Below are 18,679 nucleotides of genomic sequence, written 5' to 3'. Positions count from 1 at the left end.
AAGTGGAAAGAGTATCGATACTCTTTCCACTTTTTAAACATATTAATTATTTTCCCTTACTTGGATTGACGGTAAAGGTTAATTTTGTTTCAGCCTCATGGTAGCTTGATAAGAAACCATTATTGTTTTTATCTTTAGCTAAAACAATGATTGTATAGGTTCCAGGCAATTTAGGCGTCCATGAAACTGTGCTGTTTACTCCATAATCCTGTAAAAGAGTAATATTTCCCTTTTCATCTTGGAGTAAAAAGCGATATACAGCATATCTGCTTCCTTCTGAGACAGCAGTGAACTTGTGTAGATTCCTAAATGCATGGTTACCCGTCACATTAGAGATAACGCTGACTTTCGTCACTACTTCATCAGTAACGGTTACTTGAGCATCTGTACTTTCATTTTTGGAAGCATCTGCAGCAGTTACATGAATCACTACACCTGCTACCTGCTTTGCAATGGTAATTGTGAAATTGCCCTCTGCATCTGCTTTAGTTGTGCCAATTTCTTTACCATTAACCTTTGCTGTTACATTTGCGCCAGGTTCTGCTTTTCCACTAATAGATAGGTCATTATCGTTAACCCGGTTTACAACTGGTGCTCCTGGTGCGGTAACGTCAAGAACGGTAACTTCTGCTGCTTCACTAACATTGCCTGCAGCGTCAGTGGCAGTCACAAGTAACTTCGTACCTGTATTTTGCACAGCAATAGCGATTGTGAATTTGCCCTCGGTATCTGCGGTGGCCTTACCGATTTCTACTCCATCCACTTTAGCTGTTACTACAGAATTTACTTCAGCAGTTCCGCTAATTGTTGTGTCTTGATCTGTTACACCATTTATAAATGGCACTTCTGGTTTACTAGTATCCGTACCAATCAATTCTTTCGTATCTCTCACACGGATACGTGTACCGTCTGCAAATGTACCAGACAGACCTACTGCTTCAAGTGTATCGCCAACTTTAAGATCAGGGACTGGACCGCTTTGGTTCACAATGTAACCGTCAGTAAATACTAATACATCACCAGAACCATCATTAATTACATAAGAGTTAGCGTCAAAAATCGATACCACTTTACCTTTTACCTTCACAAGCAATCCTTGGTTTGCGTCAGATGTCGCTGTGCCTGTAGGTACTACTTTTGGTTGTAAAGGTTCGCCGGTACCTATTTTTATAACATCCTGATTAAAGCTAGTAAACTCAATTTCTTTGTTTCCGTCAAAAGTAATAATGTGTCCGTAGATTCGAACTTTATCACCTGGTTTAATGCTATCTGCCGGAACTTCTTGGAATGCCATAATTCCGCCAGTTTCATCTTGTACATAGAATGCATCGAAGAATACTCCTGCACCTGTTGTAACAGTTCCTTCAATAACAGTTTGAGAATCATCTGCTAACTTACGTGCATCGCCAATTTTTGTTACTTTTGTTCCGCGTCCTGCCAGCCAGTTAATGGCATTTAGGGAGAACTCGTCATTTCCTTTTGGCTCGTATGATTCATCAATTTGCTTATCATTGAAAATGTTCATACCAGAAACGATAATACGTCCATTTTCTCCGATTTCTTCTGATGCAATTAATGGAATTGCTGAACCGCCAACCGCGTCAGATACTGCGTCATACGTGTAGCCGCCCTTAATATTACCTTGATAAGTGGTTTCATTTCCTTTTGCTAAAATCGTAACCTTGCCGCCATCCGTTAACGGTTGGTTATTAGCTGCCGATAAACTTGTTCCACTATAGTAATCTAAGAATGATACGCGGTCCGTAATATAATTTGAAACTAAGCTTGGGAATACGCGGACTGCAAATGGGCTTACCTTTGGATCACTCCAGAAGTTACCTTCTTTACTATCATCAAATACTCCATCATTACCCATACGAATCGTTGAACCAATTTCCCCTAATAAAGAGTTGTTGATTGTAGGATCTGTGCTGTTATTGCTCTTTCCTGCAAACAAGACGGAGCCGCCATTTTTTACAAATTTGGCAATCGCTGCACTCTCATCTGCTGTAAACGCATTTCGATTGTGTGTAATGACTAAAACTTTTACAGTGCTCAATACTGCATCCGTAATGGTTTCTTTGTTTTCAACAACTGTATACCCTTCTTTTTGTAAAAGAACGGTAAAGGCTTTAAGGTTGTCTTTGTACGTTCCACCATCTGAACTTGTGTTTTCATTGTTGTGTTTCGCGTCGATCATTACTTTTAATCCTAGTGGCTCTTTTACATTAACATCTAGGGTAAACTGGTGCGTCCCATAATCAGACGAAGCCACAGCGATTAATTTGTGATCGCCTTTTATTGTGTTGTTCCACGTAAAGCTTGCAGTTCCAACACCCTTCGATACGATGGAAGAAAGCGTTTGTGTCCCAATAAGGTTCGCTTCTTTTACCTCATCGTAGTAAAGATTTACATTTACATTTTGTACACTTTGTGTTCCGTTATTGCTTACACTTGCCTTTAAAGTAGCTGGATTGCCTTCAAAAATAACTTCGCCCTCAACGTCGATTCCGTTCACACGAACGTCAACTGCTTCTTCTTTTGACCAGATTGGAGCAGAGTACATTCTTTCACCATCTGCTTGTGTTACTCGAACAACAAACCATTGTTGTCCGCCAGCCACATTGTAAGATGGTTCCCATGTGAAATCTTTTGTCATTGGCGAATATGAATCAACAACCACGCCGCCATTTGTGACTAATTCTACTTTTTCAACTCTATCATCAGATTTATAATCAGCTGCTAAGTAGTTATACTCACTCATAGAGCGATCTTCAGCAACTAAGTCGCTTCCTGAAATCTTGAACTTCAAATCCTTGCTATCTACAGTTGAACCCATGTAGTAGTCGTTTGCTAACACATCTAGTGTAAAGTTTGGATCTTCTACCATGTAGACACGCATATTACGCATTGAGTGTAATAGAGACGCTTGTGTAAGATCGTCAGCTACGATTACTGTACGTGCCATGGTTTGTCCCCATGTACCTTCATGGTTATCTTCACCATAAGTTGGAGCAACCTGCCATCCTAAATCTAGTACAGAAAAGAACTTCTTCTCAGCGTTCGCATATGCATAGTGTCCTGAACCATTACCAACTTCTAGCATGGTGAACAGTTGGTCCACTTCTTTGTTATAAGGTTTAAAGTTGTTGAATGCATTGTTTGACATGTCTGGGTGGTTAAACTGACCCACGATATCATCGTATGTCATTACCCATGCATAATATTGGTTTAAATCTTGGTATTGCTTGCCGTTAATATTACGATCGATAAAGTTCTCTGATCCAAAAATATTGGAATGTCCCCATGTGGTAGAAGTCATTTCAAATGCTGGGAAAACGACATATTCACCATTTTTCGTGTTCTGATCAGCTAAATCCTTTGTTAACTGCCAGTCTGAACCGCCTGTACGTTCTTGCATACCATCACGAACAACTGTGTCCTGACCAAGTAAGGTTGGATCGATATCGTGTGAATGGTCAGAGAAAGCAAACCAGTCATATCCGTATCTTTTACCAGCAGCAACCGCAGCTTCTGGACTGCCTGCACCATCATGTGAAATATTGGTATGGTTGTGAGTAGTTCCACGGAAATGCTGACCGCCAGTGAACCGAGGAACAGATTCAAATGTCCATTCTTTCGTACCTTTATTACCTTTAGAGTCAGTGGCTTCTACTTTTACAGTATGAACACCGTTTACAAGGTCTTGCTCAGGTGTAAATTTCACTTGCTTTTTGCTGATTGTTGCGTTTGTTACTTCTGCTCCATCAAACCAAATCTTAACAGTTGTTGTGTCTACTTCACTTGGATCTTCCATAACAACTGAAACTTCTGGTCGAGGGCTTTCTACCCTAGTACCATTTTGAGGAGTTTCGCTTAGGAATTCTGGTGCAAAAGTGTCTGCGACCACAGTTACTTGATGCGGCGCACTTACTGTTCCAGAAGTTTGCGTCTTTTCTCCTGATTTTGCTTCAATATAGTATTCAAAAGAATTGGCAGGTACGTTAGCTTTAGGAAGAGTAACAGTATAACGACCTTCTGTAGTGGAAGTCATTGGAAGTGCCGTAAATTCTGTTGTATCTTTCGCACGGTAGTATGCAGTAACAGACTCTGCACCGCTTGCGATCGTTACAAACTCAATGTTTGTATCTTGGAACACTTCAGTTAATGGAGTGTGGCTCAAGTTCAACATCGCTGTGATATCTTTGACGTCACGCGGGAATACTTGATATCCATTGACGTGTGTAGCATTTGTCGTGTACTGCCCAACAATACCAGTAATCGAATAATTGTTACCAACCACAAGATCAGTATCAGGATTAATTCCTGTACCACCCATTACCCTGATAGTAGTTGATTTATTATTTTCATCCACCAGTGTTACATTGTAATTGGCTCCGGTAGCTGCAACAGCAGATACTTTACCGCTTACTTTTACAAGGCTTCCCTCAAGAGGCTCAGCCACTGTAAATGTAGTTAAATCAAGAATGGTTATATCCTTTACAGCTGGAATTGGATTTCCTTCGCTTACTTTAACAATTGCTGTAGGTTCAAACTCGGTTAAACCATTATAAACAATAACTTTACCAGTCACTTTTAGTTTGTCGCCGCGTTGAATAGTAAGTCCTGAATCAAAGCTTCCAAATACGTTGATACCGCCAGTTGCATCTTGGATATAGTAGTTATTTTTCTGAGTTCCAAGAATACCATTTTGTACGGTTACTACACCTTCAACAGTATAAAAATTGTTTAGATTCAGCAAAATTCCTTTAGAATCTGTTGCTTTTACCTCATTTAAAGGTGTAACAACATCTAACACAGCTTTTTCAATCGCGACAGGAACACTTTCTAACATAGTTCCTTTATCACTAGTTGTCTTCTGTGTAACATACACTTTATCAGGAGCATTGTTAATCGTAATATTGAAATCTCCCGTAGAGCCTGCTTTTACTTCAGTTGTAGTTAATTTTTGAGTAGCAGCTTCATCAGCATAAACATTGATTATCGCTTCCTTAACCACTGCACCAGCGCCGCCGATTAAAGTTCCTTTCCCTGCGTTAACCATATAGCTTAGCTTATCAAAAATAACATTGCTACTCGGAGCCGCTTTATTAATTTGAATAGCAGCACTTTCATCAAGTTCGGTCTGTTTAGCAGCAATAAAAACGGCTGTCAATGCTTTTTCAGAATTGAAGCTGATGTCAAAGGAACCATCTTCTTCCGCTGTTACTGTTGAAAGAGGAGTTCCCTTGGTTGCGGTTTCATACACATTAATAGTCGATTTCCCTTCAACTGCTTCAGGTCCTCCTGTTACCTTAACGGAAGTCCCTTCTTGTAAAAATTGAATATTATAACCCTTCGGCTGTAAACTAATCTGTGGAACCATTGGTTTTTCAGGAGTGCTTGCAGTGTTTTTAGGCACTGGTGCTACTGCAACAAAGTCCGTCTTGTTGTCATTGGAATCCCAAGCATTTCCTTTACCTGCAGCAGGTTCTGTATTAGCGTACGGTCTACGTTGAACGCTCTTTGTAGCAGAAGGTGCTGGAGTTGGCCCAGTTCCCTCGTATGCGCTTGCAGTAGTACCAAAACCTACATAATCAACTTCTACTGACTCATGGTTTACTAATTTTACTTTCCCTGCACCAGCAGCCATTGCAGTCGAACCTGTTGCATCAGGAGTTGGTAGATCTACTCCGTTAGCTCCGCCGCCTTGTGAAATTAAATAATAACCATAAGCTGGAATCTTACCAGATAGAGGTGTACCAGTCCAGGTAGTACCTCCTGCAGAGGCATACTCAACTTTCCATCCGTCTAATGAAATTGCTTGGTCAGTTGGGTTGTATAACTCGATGAAGTCTTTATTTAAAGGAGCTCCACTGTTACCCCCACCGCCATAAACTTGAGAGATTACTACATGACTTGCTTGTTCCGCATAGGCTTTCCCCATTAAGCCGCTCGGCAAAAAGGTGCTAACTAATATGAGAAATGCCATGAATGTGCTTGTCCAGCGTTTAAATTCTTTCCCTTTGCTAAAACTCATCTCTCTACCACCCTTTTGTTTATTTAGCTATCTTTTTCTATTACTTACTTTTAGAAAAAAAGTCTCCTCTCTCTCAATTAATCTATTGCCCTATTATTCTACAAAATTCTCACCAATATAGGAATAACCAAAATCATGTAATTATACTGATAATTATAATTTATGTATACAAAATCCAAAGGAATGTGATTATATATAGGAGGATTCTTAGTTTATAAAAATAGAACTCAGGGGGGCTGTATAGTGATTTCTTGTTTCGACAAAAAAGAACAAGTTTTGAAATTTCTTCTTAAACCAAATAGATTACTTAATTATATTGCTATTTTAGCCATGCTAATGATGTTATTCCCCTCATCCGCACATGCACATGCATATAGCGCAAGTTATACAACTATAAAGATGGATCAGGATAAAACAGAATTTATTTTTTCTATTGATTCCTTGTCAATTATTGAATTAATAGAGGGTATTGATAAAAATAAAAACAATGAACTCGAAAAGTCGGAAGTAAAAGAGGGAAATCATGAATTAGAGGAACTTGTTCATCACCATTTAACACTAGACCTAAACAATCGTCAGCAAGAACCTGCATTGGACAGAATGGTCCTGGAGAAAAAGGAAGATAAGAATTTTTTAAGCTATCATCTAACTTTTCCAGCTTTTTCGGCGGGAGACACCCTCAGCCTTAATGATGGCCTATATGTAAATGATCCAGATACCAATTACGTTAACTTAATTTCCTTTGAGTTTGCTGGTACGACTGGTCAGGCGATTTTACAAGGAAAAGAGCGAACTTGGACAATTCTTTTGGCTGAAGCACAGGAGGAGCAGCTAGAAGAGGGACAAACGTCCCAACCTGAAGAGAATCAACCACAACAGGAGCAATCAGAAGCAACTCCTCAAGTAGAGACTTCTAATTCCTCATCCTGGTTTTCCTTTTTCAAACTTGGAATGCTCCATATCTTAACAGGCTATGATCATCTATTATTTCTATTAGCCTTACTTTTGAGAAAACAAACGTTCAAACAATACGCAGCAATCATTACGTCGTTTACGATTGCACATAGTATTACCATAAGTCTTGCTGTTCTAGGTATTATCACATTGCCTTCTCGATTTGTTGAATCTGTCATTGCATTTAGTATTGTGTACGTTGCGCTAGAAAACATTTTTAGAAAAGAAATCCGGCACCGCTGGGGCCTTACCTTCTTATTTGGATTAATCCACGGACTTGGATTCGCAAATATCTTAAGGGAAATGAATATCCCGAAGAGTGATTTGGCCGTTGCACTCGTAAATTTCAACATCGGTATTGAAGTCGTTCAGTTAGCGCTAGTACTATTAGTTCTTCCACTACTAACCTACATGTTCAAGCTCCAATCATCTAAAATAATTATTAAAATCGGATCCACAATAGTAGCTGCATTAGGAGCATTTTGGCTCATAGAAAGACTATTCTCATAAGCAATATCAATAAAGGCTTACCGTTATTTCCTATGACTAAAGGAAATAACGGTAAGCCTTTATTTTTTTATGCACTTGCTCCACCTTTAAAGCTGTCATATCATGAAAAAGATTATACAATAATGTATAAATGGTGACAGGCACCGAGAAAGGAGGTCAATCCTACAATGGAACTTAATGGCGTTTCTAGATCTGTTTGCCCGCTCGATTGTCCGGATCAGTGTGGTTTGCTGCTGCATAAAGAGGATGGAAGGATTGTTAAGGTTGAGGGTGATCCGGAGCATCCGGTGACGAAGGGAAATATTTGTAATAAAGTTCGGAATATGGCGGAAAGGATTTATGATGAAACCCGTCTGAAATATCCTATGAGGAGAATTGGAGCTAAAGGTGAGGATAAGTTTGAACGGATTAGCTGGGATGAAGCCATAGCTACAATAACTTCCAAGTGGAAAACACTTATCGAATCAGACGGTCCAGAAAGTATCCTCCCTTATAGTTTTTATGGAAACATGGGACTGCTGAATGCGGAGGGGATGGACCGCCGATTCTTTCACCGTATGGGAGCATCACAATTGGACCGGAGTATCTGTTCTTCTGCTGGCTCTGTTGGGTACAGATATACGATGGGCGGCAGCTACGGAATTGATCCAGAAGATACGATTCATTCCAAGTTGATAATCTTTTGGGGGATTAACGCGGCTAGTACGAATATGCACCAAGTGGCACTCGCTCAGAAAGCCCGCAAAAACAACGGCGCTCAAATTGTGGTTATTGATGTGCATAAAAACCAAACTGGAAGATTAGCAGATTGGTTTATTCCAATTTTACCAGGGACTGATAGTGCTCTCGCTTTAGGAATCATGCATATTTTATTTGCTGAAAACTTGGTGGACTCCTCCTTTTTACACCAATATACAGTTGGATATGAGGAACTTCGCGAGCATGTTATTCAATATGATCCTATTACAGTATCAGAAATTACAGGTGTTCCTGTTGATGATATTTATAAGCTTGCTAGAATGTATGGGACTATCTCGCCTTCTTTTATTCGGATTGGCAACGGTCCGCAGCACCATGACAATGGCGGTATGTTTGTCCGAACGGTTTCATGTCTTCCAGCATTGACAGGTCAATGGCTCATCAAAGGCGGCGGTGCCATAAAAGGAAATTCAGGGTATCTAACGACCAACACTACAAAACTGCAGCTTCCAAGATTACTGAAAAATAAACAGACGCGGGTAATTAACATGAACTTGCTGGGAGAAGCTTTGTTAACAGTGGATCCGCCAGTAAAATCACTGTACGTATACAGTTGTAACCCTGCGGTAGTTGCTCCTGAAGGGAATAAAGTCAGAAAGGGTCTTGAGCGTGACGATTTATTTGTTGTGGTTCACGATTTATTTTTAACAGAGACCGCCAAATACGCTGATATACTACTTCCTGCAACATCGTCTTTTGAGAATACAGATATATACACTTCCTATTGGCACCATTACATGCAGATTCAGCAGCCAGTCATAGAAGTCTATGGAGAGTCAAAATCCAATGTGGACGTTTTTCGTCTTTTGGCCAAAGGAATGGGCTATGAAGAATCTGCATTCGAAGATACAGAAGCAGAAATGATCGCACAAGCACTTAATCAACCAGCCAATCCGTATTTGCAAGGAATGGATTATGAAACATTAGTAGAGAAACAGTTTATAAAAGCGGCGGTAAGGCCACTGTTACCAGGCAAGTTGCGAACACCTAGCGGGAAAATTGAATTGTACTCAAAGCGGATGAAAGCAAATGGATATCCTCCACTGCCAACTTATAATCCTTTAGTCATTGACGGAGAACATCCTTATCAATTTATTCCTGCACCCAATCATAATTTCTTAAACTCTACCTTTTCAAATAATCAAAAGCACATCAGCCTTGAAAAGGCACCTCGATTATATATGAATAGCAAGGACGCTAAGGCTTCTGGTATTGAAGATGGTGACCAGGTTCGGGTCTGGAACCAGCGTGGCGAATGTCTGTTAAAAGTGAGTGTAGGCGAAAATGTCCTCCCAGGAGTAGTCGTCACCCAAGGACTCTGGGCGGATTTAGAAGGTACAAAACAACTCGTAAACACCCTAACTCCAGATAGAATCGCTGATATGGGCGGCGGCGCCACCTTCTTTTCTGGACGGGTCAGCGTCGAAAAAATATACAGTGATGTATAAATGGTGACAGGCACCGCCTTTTGGCGGTGCCTGCTTTCATAGTGACAGTTCTCCCACATTTTGAAGTGTCACACCTGTTTCTTCTTTATTTTTTTCTACTTCAATGGTTCCTGTAGTTAGTCGAATGATATTTTGAAGGACACCTTTTAATTTTTTCTCGTGTACAACGACTTCACCTAAGATATCTAATGTAGATACTTTGGTGCGTAGAACCTCTTCACTTACATCGTCATCAAGGAAAAGCTGGCCTTTAACAATGAAAGTAGCTGGCTGGTCTAAGGCTAGGAATTGGTCGTTTGACCATACTTCTTCCCCTTCAATTAAGATAAAGTTGTTTTCGTAGGACAAAACTTCTGTTTCCAGCAGACTTAATCGTTCATAAACGAGGTCCTCGACTTCCTCGTGACAAATGATAACAGAAGTAGAATGAATTTTTTCCACTGCTTTTGTTAGCGTTTCTCTAGAAACATCGCTCTCTATAATAACCGGTTTATTGGTAAACCACTTTTTCTGTTGGAATCTCCGAATCGAACGTGCATTTAAGCGCAGCGGTTTACCCAAAACCTCATATCCAGCAGGAATGACTTCCACTTTACAGGTTGTTAAAGAAGCTGCTTTTTTATATAAATAAGCTTCTTGATTTTCAAAGATTTCGATCTTCCCATTCACTTCTAACTTATTAATTTTCTCATTAAATAAATCTAGATTCAGCTCCTGCGCAAAAGTTAACAATCCATTTACAACTAGAAATAAAGGTTCATCTACTGATTGTAAAAAGGAATTCGTCAATGTAAATTTACCGTTCTCTAATCTTGGCGGGGCACTATGATAGGTTTCAACTGCTCCGTTATTTTTTGTTAACATGCTGCCGGCGACTCCAGATAAATGTGCAGGGCAGTACACTTTTCCATTTACCATCAAGTTTAAATTCCCTGCTTGAATCTGGTCCGGTTGAACATTCCGATCAATAATTACCACACCATTTACTAAAAGAAGGACTGGGTCAACAATGGAGGACAGATAGTTTTGATCCAGATTTAGAACTCCGTTATACAGGCGGTAACCAGATGGTACCTCTAAGCTCGACCCGATATTTCCAATATTTAAGCGAGTAAGGAGATGCGCATTTTCTTTCCCATAAAGAACGAGACCGACATTTTCAATCCGTTCTACACCTTTAATACTCTCTTCCGTAGCGTTAACCAAATTTAGTAATCCCACATTTCCAATTCGTTGACTCATTATATTTCCTCCTCTAAAATCGTTCTCAATCGCTTAATAGCAAGATGAAGCTTATATCGTACCGTTGAGGCCGGAACCCCCAACTGACCGCCAATTTCCTGACTGGATAGTCCTAACCAATATCTTTTAAAAATTAAATCACTTAAATCCTGTGGCAAATGTCTAAGTAAATCGGTTATTTCTAGGTGACTGACACCCATCTGCTGGATAGGAAAATCCAAGTCTTCCTCCCACTGTGTCAATCGTTGTTCTTTCCGGCGGTCATCGATCAACCTGTTTTTCATGACCCGAAAAAACCATGCTCGCTGCTTATATTCCGGCAGGCTGAGCAGCTCTGGTTCATTTAGCGACTTGATCATTGCGTCCTGAACGAGGTCATTTGCCTCCTGCCCATGCCTTGCAATGGAACGGGCAAAACGGAAAAGATCATCTTTTAACTTTTCATATAAATCACTCACTTCGACCTTCAAATTGACCACTCACTTTTATTCATTTTTTAATTCTTAGTGAAAATCATGTATTGCTTTCAGCTATTGTCTTTGCCGCTTTCATGTAGATAACGATTGAGGAAAGAAAAGTGTTGGAATTTTTTAAAAGAATTTTTAAAAGTGGATTTTTCTATAGATTAATATTGATGGAAGTTGGTGCAAAGAAAAAAGACAAGTTCCATATTTATATGGTCCCTGTCTTAATGGATTACTTACGATCTAACTCTAATGGTCTTAAATTCGCTTCAATATCTGCACGGCGGGGTTCCAGAAATGGCGGAAGTGCCAGCTTTTCCCCCAATGTTTCAATAGGTTCATCCACATCGAAACCTGGAGTGTCTGTTGATAATTCAAAAAGGATATGATTTGGTTCACGGAAATAGAGTGCTTTGAAGTAATAACGTTCCACTTTACCTGAATTCATGAGACCCGATGCAGCGATTTTCTGTGCCCAATAGTCATATTCTTCCTCATTCGGAACACGAAAGGCCACATGATGAACACTTCCCCGGCCTGGCCGCTCCCTAGGCAAATCCGGTCTCGTCTCGATATGCACCTCTGCTCCAGAGCCGCCTTCACCTGTTGTAAAAACCAGAATATCCGGGAAATCCCCTGCAAGTGATGGATATGTGCCAGCCTGTGTAAAGCCCATTACTTCAGTTAATACTTTAATCGTTTTGTCCGGGACACCAACCGTTAAGGTCACAGGACCCAAGCCAATGATGGCATGCTCTACTGGGACATCAGTTTTGTCCCAAGGAACACCCGCAGCAACTCCTTGTTCATCGTTATCTGCCACTAAAACTAAACGCGTACCCTCATAATCCTGAAACGCAAGGGAATCACGATTGTTTCTCTTCTCAATCTGCCCGTGTTGAATCCCAAACTGCTTAAAACGTTCTGTCCAGTAGTGGAGCGCATCTGTGTCCTTCACACGCAGTGACGTAGATGAAATACTGCCTATTCCTGGGTAGGTATGTCCCAATCCAGGAATATCAAAGAATGTAATCTCAGTCCCTGGACTACCCTTCGCGTCACCATAAAATAAATGATAAGATTCTGTATTATCTTGGTTGACTGTTTTCTTGACCAGCCTCAAACCTAAAATCTTTGTATAAAACTGAAAGTTCCTCTCCGCCTTACCCGTTAAGATCGAAACATGATGTAAACCTAACAGCTTCATTTAATGACCTCCTAAACGAACTTCATTAGCGCATAATTATCTCGAATTCGAGATAATTATACCTGAAAATGGTTCCCTCCGTCAATATCAGTGAATCAAACAGATATTACTATCCACGGAGGGAGTGTTGTCACCCTGTTTACTGGTTATAATTCCACACAATTTTCCATTCGTCTTTTTCTTGAACAGCAAAGACTTCTTGTTCCAGGTCAAAGTTTCCATATGTTCCCTTATAGGTTTGGGTCACAAGAATCTTATAAACGTTTTCCATGGATGGTCCTGTTTCGGACAATTTCCATTGATCAATTTTTTCGGGTTCACTCATCACAAAGTCAAACGTTTCGACGCCAAAGTGGTTCATGAACACATGGGCCCTGTCTTGTATATAATGCCCTTTTTTGAATCTTTCCTTCATAGTTGAATGAAAAAGCTCCCAGGACGAAGAAAATTCCCCCTCCTGTTCAAACAAATAAAACTCCTCCACCACAGCAGCTGCCTCTTCATCGGGCGATAACCAAGCACCCCTTATTAGCATAAAAACAGTAACGATACAGACCAGCAGCACCATTCCCATTACAAAACCTTTAAGCGACGCGGATTTCCTAGACATGTACCTCTCCTTTAATACAGACTCCCCATACTAAAGACTATGTCCAGCCTCGTCCAAATATTAATAAGTTCGGGTTCAGATTCGACCTACCTGTCCGCCTGGGGTGGACAGTATCCACGAGCGGTGCCTGTCACCATCATCGACCATCCTCATTGTAACCATCAGCGAAATTGATTCTCGATATATTCTAGTTCTTCCTGAGGGGTCAGTAGACGGGTGGCTTTGCCGATGTTTCCGTTTTGGGAGGACCAGATGCGGTTGTGAGCGCTTACGGCATTACTGAAGTCTTTTCGGATCCACGGTTCTAAGATTGCTAGGAGCATATCTTTCGTACTTCCATTTTGGAAGTCCTTATTTTTTATTACATTAAATAATGTCTGAACTTTATCGGCGGTGATTTCGGAGGCACCCCATTTTTTGTCTGCCTCCACCTTCTGATGTGTCATATTGTGAACCTCTTGTATTAGTTCCGCATTAGTCATCGTTTCATATTCCTCCGTCACCTTACTTGCTACAGGGGTCTCAAAGCTTTTATCGATTTTTGTTTGTGCCTCTTTCGCAGCAACGGGATCATTTTTCTTCACATTTAATTCTAGCCCGCGGTCTTCAGTTAAATAAAAATAGGCCCCCACAATACAAGCTAGAATCACTACGATAGGACCCCACACTTTCCATTTTTTCATTGAGCTCTCCCCCTTAAACCTAATCTATCTAATTTCGTTTAGGCAAAAGCCCAATTTTTATTAATTATACAAAATTATCCCAGATACTTGTACCATTAATATTTAACAAGGATATCAAGAATAAATGCTTTCACTCTCAACATAGGTTGCCTCCGTTTTTTTGCAAAAGTAAAAAACAGCAAATTGACTGATAATTAGCCAAAAATGCAAATTGACCTAACTAAATTTAATTAATCGCACAAAACGTGATTGTTCTGACAATTATCAAGTAGTTATGTAATTCATCGCCATTCGATGCGCTTTACGTTTCCCTATAAGGTAGAGGTACCCGGGAATAAAATGAAAAGCGCGCTTTCTGAAAGGGACCATCCTTGGAAAGCTTTGATCGGTTAGCCATTCAATATGAACCAGTGATTGAGCGGATTATGTACTCACTTCACATTTATAAAAATAGGGATGAATTTTTGCCAGGACGGTCTTATCGCCCTTTGGGAGGCAAGCAAGCGATTCAACCCAGCAAAAGGGAACTTTCCCACCTACGCCTATCACTATATAAAAGGCTATATACTCATGGAATTGACAAGGGAAACCAAGGAGTCGGAGAGAACATTTTATCCAGAGAATGAATTTTGGGATAATACAGTGGCCCCTTATACAGAGGAACCTTTGGTGGAGGATATACTTCTTCAGCATTGTCAAACTCTAACACCCAATCAAAGAAAATGGCTCTTACTAACAGTACTGGAAGGCTTGAGCATAAGTGAAATTGCCGAAAAGGAAAAGGTATCACCATCTGCGGTAAAAAGTTGGCGGAAGGGAGCTCGCGACAAATTAAAATTATCTATGGGTCATAATTAAATCCAAAAAGGTGCCTACCACTATAATGGCTCGGCGCCTTTATATGAGGAACACAAGCCAGTAGCAATGGAGGAAGAATATTAGGGTATAGAAACTTGAGGCAAAGACAGTGAGTCCCTTTGTAAGAAAAGATGTTGGTACTTTTTTAAAAAGAATAAACAAGTAAAGGCACAGCGAAAATCCCATCTTGGTAATCAGAAACAAAGCTGGATCTGCTTCATATATTCTATTCATGAGCGGGTTCATTTCCTGTATCATTGAGTTTTTCAAGCCAAAGTAAGTAATGAAAGCATCAAATATGTTTAAGAGAGATAAATAATGAAAAAGTAAGACCACGGCACCCTTACCTCCTAGGTAGTTCTTAATAACGGATTTCTTTTTTGGTGGTATGTTATCCTTCTAACTAGAAAGATAATCGTTAGACAATTTCTTCTTAATATCAACCTAACAATCAAAAATAACACTTGATTGATAGTTGAAATTGACGTTATAGGTCGAGATTGAAAAAGAGAGCTCGAAGAAAGTCGAGTAATTCATAATCATGTTAAATTGAAGAAAGACAGAGAATGAAGGCGAAAAAATTTGTTCAGAATCATTAAATTTATAAAAGAATGGCCCAGAGTTGAAAACTCTGAGCCATTTTACGTTATAAACTATAATTCCGCATTTCCACCAAGTTATCACTCGGGTGCTTTGGTGTGTTTCCACTTGTGACTAGCTTCTTATAGTTTCCATTTTGGAAAGTCTTTTATCTTTTGTTTTTCATACTCCGTCATTCTTGAGTACGAGTGTGACAGTTTTGAAAGGATGTACCCCTGAGGGCTAGCAGTTTCCTCGTGATCGTTAACCTCTTGTAGTTTGATATTGGTAAACATAATAGCTATTTGTGCTAAACTCTCGATTGTGTCCATCAATTCAGGGTTGTCATTGTAATTTTTCTTGGCGATGGCATAAACAGTATCCAGTCTGCTCCTTATGTGCTTAAGTGTTTCCGCGTCAAATTGGTCTTTTTTCATTACATTTCACCCCTTATAACTAAAGCATATGGAATTTCAAGGGATGTGGAACTACTAAAATAAATAATTATTAACAAGAATAAACTCGTTTTAATAGAAAAAAGGCATTTTCCCTTTTGCAAAAGAGAGAACGCCATTTTCACTGATTGGTTATTTTATAAAATATTGATAACAGACGACTGCCTCTTCCTGTTTAAAGCCCTCCTGAATATATAGAGCCTGGGCACGCTCATTCTCTCCGTTTACACTAAGGATGGTGCGTTTATAGCCTTTTTCCTTGGCAAATCTTAATGAAGCTCTCAGCAGGCTTCTTCCTAAGCCGCGGCCTTGATAATCAGGCAAAATCGCGACAGGTCCAATGTTCATAATAGGTGCCTCATCATATTCATCATCGGCTCCTCTTATCACTCCTACCGGTTTTTCCTGATCGAACAGGATCATCATGCCGCCTTCAAGGTAATCATCATCTGTTGACAGCTTTTTTACCCCCTCAGTGGTGAGCGGTGTCTCACTGCCTTTCAGAGTTGAAAAAGCAGCATTTCGTACTTTTAGCCAATGCTCTTCATCCTGTCCTGGACGAAAAGTTCTAAGCTCGTAACCGTCTGGGATTTCGACTTCTGGTATGTCCAGGTCCTCTCTTACTAGCAGGAAAGCATATCTTTCCACTGAAAAATTCAAGCCCTCGATCATCTCTATTAATTTTTTATTAGTTACTGGGATAAACAGAAAAACCTTATCTAGGTCAGTTGTATGTTTTAAGACTGCCTCTAGCAGCTGCTGATAGCAGTGCATATCTTGAGTTTCACAATGGAAAATGCGAAAGCGGGCCCTTTTTCCACGTTTATGATAATCATCCATGACCAGCGAAGCTGTTCCGACTATTTCATCCTGCTCATTTAATGCAAGATAAGTAGGATTTTCATCATCCACGACAAACTCCCGTAATTCAAAATCATACAAATAGGAATCATCAACCTCTGATCTATGCCTTTTACAATAAGCAACAAAATCAGAAACTCTCTCTTTCTCTAACAATACAACCCTCATCTGCTCCCCCTCCTATAAATCTTTATGGCATTCAATTAAGATTTAGGCTGAAATAACTCCAGAGTCTCCCCGTCTGGCCCCTTAAAGAAGATATACTTACTTCCATTCGCCAAAGTAGAAATTTCATCATTTGTAAAATGTACCTTCAAACTTCTAAGACGTTCAATTTCTCCTTCAATGTCGTCCACCGTAAACGCAATATGATGAACCTTCCCTTCATCAGGAAAAGTGTTGTCCTTCCCACAAATAAGTTCAACAATCACCTGTCCACTACCACCATCACCTAAAAACGCTAACCCAGTAGATTCATTCGCATCAAACCTATCCAGCAAATCCAATCCTAAAACATCCTGATAAAAACCAATAGAAACCTCCAAATCACTCACCATCACACCAACATGCTCTAACTTCTTAACTGCCATAAAAAAACCTCCTTATTATGGTGCCTGTCACCATTTATGCAAATTGTACCACTTATACATTCATTTATGTATGAAACCTCTTTTAACGGTTCAAACTGTGGTTGAAAAAGGGGGACGTAGTAATGCGAAGTTGGTTTATTTTTATTTGGTGTACGGCCATTTTGATTTTTACTTGTACGTCAAGCTTTCATGATTTTATCGAATTTGGTGTTGTGAGGTTCCGTTGGGATGGTCGTCCAACCTTTTCTGATTTCCTGTCACCACTCCCCGATGACCTTAGTAAAGGATTCCTTTTGCAAAAGTTAGGCCATATAATCGCTTTTCACGTTCTTACTGTCCTGTTGTTAATGAAATTTAGATCTCATATGATAATCCTCGCTTTGGCTGCTTCCTTTGCGGCTCTAACTGAGTTTATGCAATTATATTTTAGTCGTGGTGGAAGGGCTTTTGACATTGGATTTGATTTACTAGGTATTTTATTGACGTTAGCCATTGCAAGCCTGTTTAGGATAAAACATTCCGATCGCATCAATTTAAATAATTAAAGCACTCATACAGAATAAAACTACCTTTCACTTAATTTTCAGTTATACTTAAGCAAAAATAAATAGATTCAATAGACAAATGAGGTGTAGTTTTATGGAGTGGAAAATTAAAAAAGTTCAAAAAGACCAAGTAGACCGATTTGAGATTGTTCAAGAAGATGTAACCCTGCCAAACCAAACAGATATGCATTTCTCTTATGTGAATTTTTCACAGGGTGTTTGTATTTTGCCGATAACGGAGGACGGGAAGGTTATATGTATTCGGCAGTATCGTCATGCAGTCAAGGAATGGCAATGGGAATTACCTGCTGGAGCCATTGACCCTGAAGACAAAGAACCTCTTTCAGCAGCCAAAAGAGAACTTGAGGAAGAAACGGGCTGTCAGGCTAAAAACTGGATCAATCTAGGAAGTGTTTTCCCCTCCCCTGGGTCCACAAGTGAGCAGATTTTCCTTTTTGCTGCAACCGACCTCATAAAAAAAGAGCAGCAGCTTGAAGCCACCGAACAGATAGACCTACATACCATCGAAATGAACAAGCTAAATCAGCTAATTAGTAGCGGGGAATTCAAACACGGCGCCGGACTCGCAGCCATCCTTCGTTACCTCATAATAAATAATTAAACAGAAAAAGGGTTTCCAGCACAGCACGTGCCAAAACCCTTTTTTTGTTTCATCAAAGCATCATTGATGGCACGCACCAAAACCAACCATTCTTCATTTCGGAAGGAATGCCACTCGTGGTCACTGTCCGCCTCAGGTGGACAGTGTCCACGAGTGGTGACAGGCACCATCCACCGCACTATCCACCAGAAAATATTTTATTTATTCTAACTATGATGTATTATAGTAATATTAAATTTGAACGTTATGAGG

General features: G+C 40.0%; 15 protein-coding genes. 5 read left to right on the top strand and 10 right to left on the bottom strand.

The window, feature by feature from the left end; translation table 11 throughout:
• Nucleotides 1-46: 46 nt before the first annotated feature.
• Nucleotides 47-6,040, bottom strand: coding sequence for a DUF4350 domain-containing protein (locus F4694_RS01525; protein ID WP_179595134.1), 5,994 nt, complete (start codon nt 6,038-6,040; stop codon nt 47-49).
• 243 nt (nt 6,041-6,283) lie between these two features.
• On the opposite strand from F4694_RS01525, the gene F4694_RS01520 reads away from it, so the two are divergent.
• Both F4694_RS01520 and F4694_RS01515 read left to right on the top strand, forming a co-directional pair.
• Nucleotides 6,284-7,504, top strand: coding sequence for a HupE/UreJ family protein (locus F4694_RS01520; RefSeq protein WP_308806235.1), 1,221 nt, complete (start codon nt 6,284-6,286; stop codon nt 7,502-7,504).
• Between the two features lie 167 nt (nt 7,505-7,671).
• Nucleotides 7,672-9,711, top strand: coding sequence for a molybdopterin-containing oxidoreductase family protein (locus F4694_RS01515; RefSeq protein ID WP_179595133.1), 2,040 nt, complete (start codon nt 7,672-7,674; stop codon nt 9,709-9,711).
• Between the two features lie 36 nt (nt 9,712-9,747).
• Here F4694_RS01515 and F4694_RS01510 read toward each other — a convergent pair whose 3' ends face one another.
• The 5 genes from F4694_RS01510 to F4694_RS01490 all read right to left on the bottom strand — a co-directional run bounded on the left by F4694_RS01510 (nt 9,748) and on the right by F4694_RS01490 (nt 13,917).
• Nucleotides 9,748-10,953: a hypothetical protein gene (locus F4694_RS01510; RefSeq protein ID WP_179595132.1), complete on the bottom strand. Its 1,206-nt coding sequence runs from the start codon at nt 10,951-10,953 to the stop codon at nt 9,748-9,750.
• Entirely contained in the window at nt 10,953-11,423 is a 471-nt protein-coding gene (locus F4694_RS01505) for an RNA polymerase sigma factor (RefSeq protein WP_179595131.1), read from the bottom strand. Before F4694_RS01505 ends, F4694_RS01510 begins: the two co-directional genes overlap by 1 nt.
• 226 nt (nt 11,424-11,649) lie before the next feature.
• The gene (locus F4694_RS01500; RefSeq protein ID WP_179595130.1) at nt 11,650-12,624 is read right to left on the bottom strand and encodes a ring-cleaving dioxygenase; all 975 of its coding nucleotides are present in this window, start codon (nt 12,622-12,624) and stop codon (nt 11,650-11,652) included.
• A gap of 139 nt (nt 12,625-12,763) precedes the next feature.
• Nucleotides 12,764-13,234 (bottom strand): hypothetical protein, encoded by a 471-nt coding sequence (locus F4694_RS01495; RefSeq protein ID WP_179595129.1) that lies wholly within the window; start codon nt 13,232-13,234, stop codon nt 12,764-12,766.
• A gap of 161 nt (nt 13,235-13,395) precedes the next feature.
• Nucleotides 13,396-13,917, bottom strand: coding sequence for a DUF6241 domain-containing protein (locus tag F4694_RS01490; protein ID WP_179595128.1), 522 nt, complete (start codon nt 13,915-13,917; stop codon nt 13,396-13,398).
• Between the two features lie 456 nt (nt 13,918-14,373).
• Between F4694_RS01490 and F4694_RS01485 the strand changes: the two genes are divergently transcribed.
• The gene (locus F4694_RS01485) at nt 14,374-14,775 is read left to right on the top strand and encodes a sigma-70 family RNA polymerase sigma factor (RefSeq protein ID WP_257029074.1); all 402 of its coding nucleotides are present in this window, start codon (nt 14,374-14,376) and stop codon (nt 14,773-14,775) included.
• 39 nt (nt 14,776-14,814) lie between these two features.
• Here F4694_RS01485 and F4694_RS32885 read toward each other — a convergent pair whose 3' ends face one another.
• From F4694_RS32885 to F4694_RS01470, 4 genes are all read right to left on the bottom strand, one after another.
• Nucleotides 14,815-15,111 (bottom strand): DUF5658 family protein, encoded by a 297-nt coding sequence (locus F4694_RS32885; RefSeq protein WP_374757395.1) that lies wholly within the window; start codon nt 15,109-15,111, stop codon nt 14,815-14,817.
• Nucleotides 15,112-15,497: 386 nt separating this feature from the next.
• Nucleotides 15,498-15,791 carry a hypothetical protein gene (locus F4694_RS01480; protein WP_179595127.1) on the bottom strand — a complete coding sequence of 98 codons (294 nt, stop codon included), beginning with the start codon at nt 15,789-15,791 and terminating at the stop codon, nt 15,498-15,500.
• A 150-nt stretch (nt 15,792-15,941) separates the two neighbouring features.
• Complete coding sequence (locus F4694_RS01475; protein ID WP_179595126.1) at nt 15,942-16,838, bottom strand: GNAT family N-acetyltransferase; 897 nt, start codon at nt 16,836-16,838, stop codon at nt 15,942-15,944.
• A gap of 35 nt (nt 16,839-16,873) precedes the next feature.
• Nucleotides 16,874-17,260: a VOC family protein gene (locus F4694_RS01470; protein ID WP_179595125.1), complete on the bottom strand. Its 387-nt coding sequence runs from the start codon at nt 17,258-17,260 to the stop codon at nt 16,874-16,876.
• A gap of 122 nt (nt 17,261-17,382) precedes the next feature.
• On the opposite strand from F4694_RS01470, the gene F4694_RS01465 reads away from it, so the two are divergent.
• Nucleotides 17,383-17,805: a VanZ family protein gene (locus F4694_RS01465; RefSeq protein ID WP_179595124.1), complete on the top strand. Its 423-nt coding sequence runs from the start codon at nt 17,383-17,385 to the stop codon at nt 17,803-17,805.
• A gap of 94 nt (nt 17,806-17,899) precedes the next feature.
• Nucleotides 17,900-18,427 (top strand): NUDIX hydrolase, encoded by a 528-nt coding sequence (locus F4694_RS01460; protein ID WP_179595123.1) that lies wholly within the window; start codon nt 17,900-17,902, stop codon nt 18,425-18,427.
• Nucleotides 18,428-18,679 lie beyond the last annotated feature (252 nt).

Source organism: Neobacillus driksii (assembly GCF_013409995.1).
In the GTDB taxonomy this organism is placed as follows: Bacteria; Bacillota; Bacilli; order Bacillales; family Cytobacillaceae; genus Neobacillus; species Neobacillus driksii.
The sequence above is the reverse complement of the archived record's forward strand: the minus strand, read 5'-3'. Positions and strand labels throughout refer to the sequence as shown.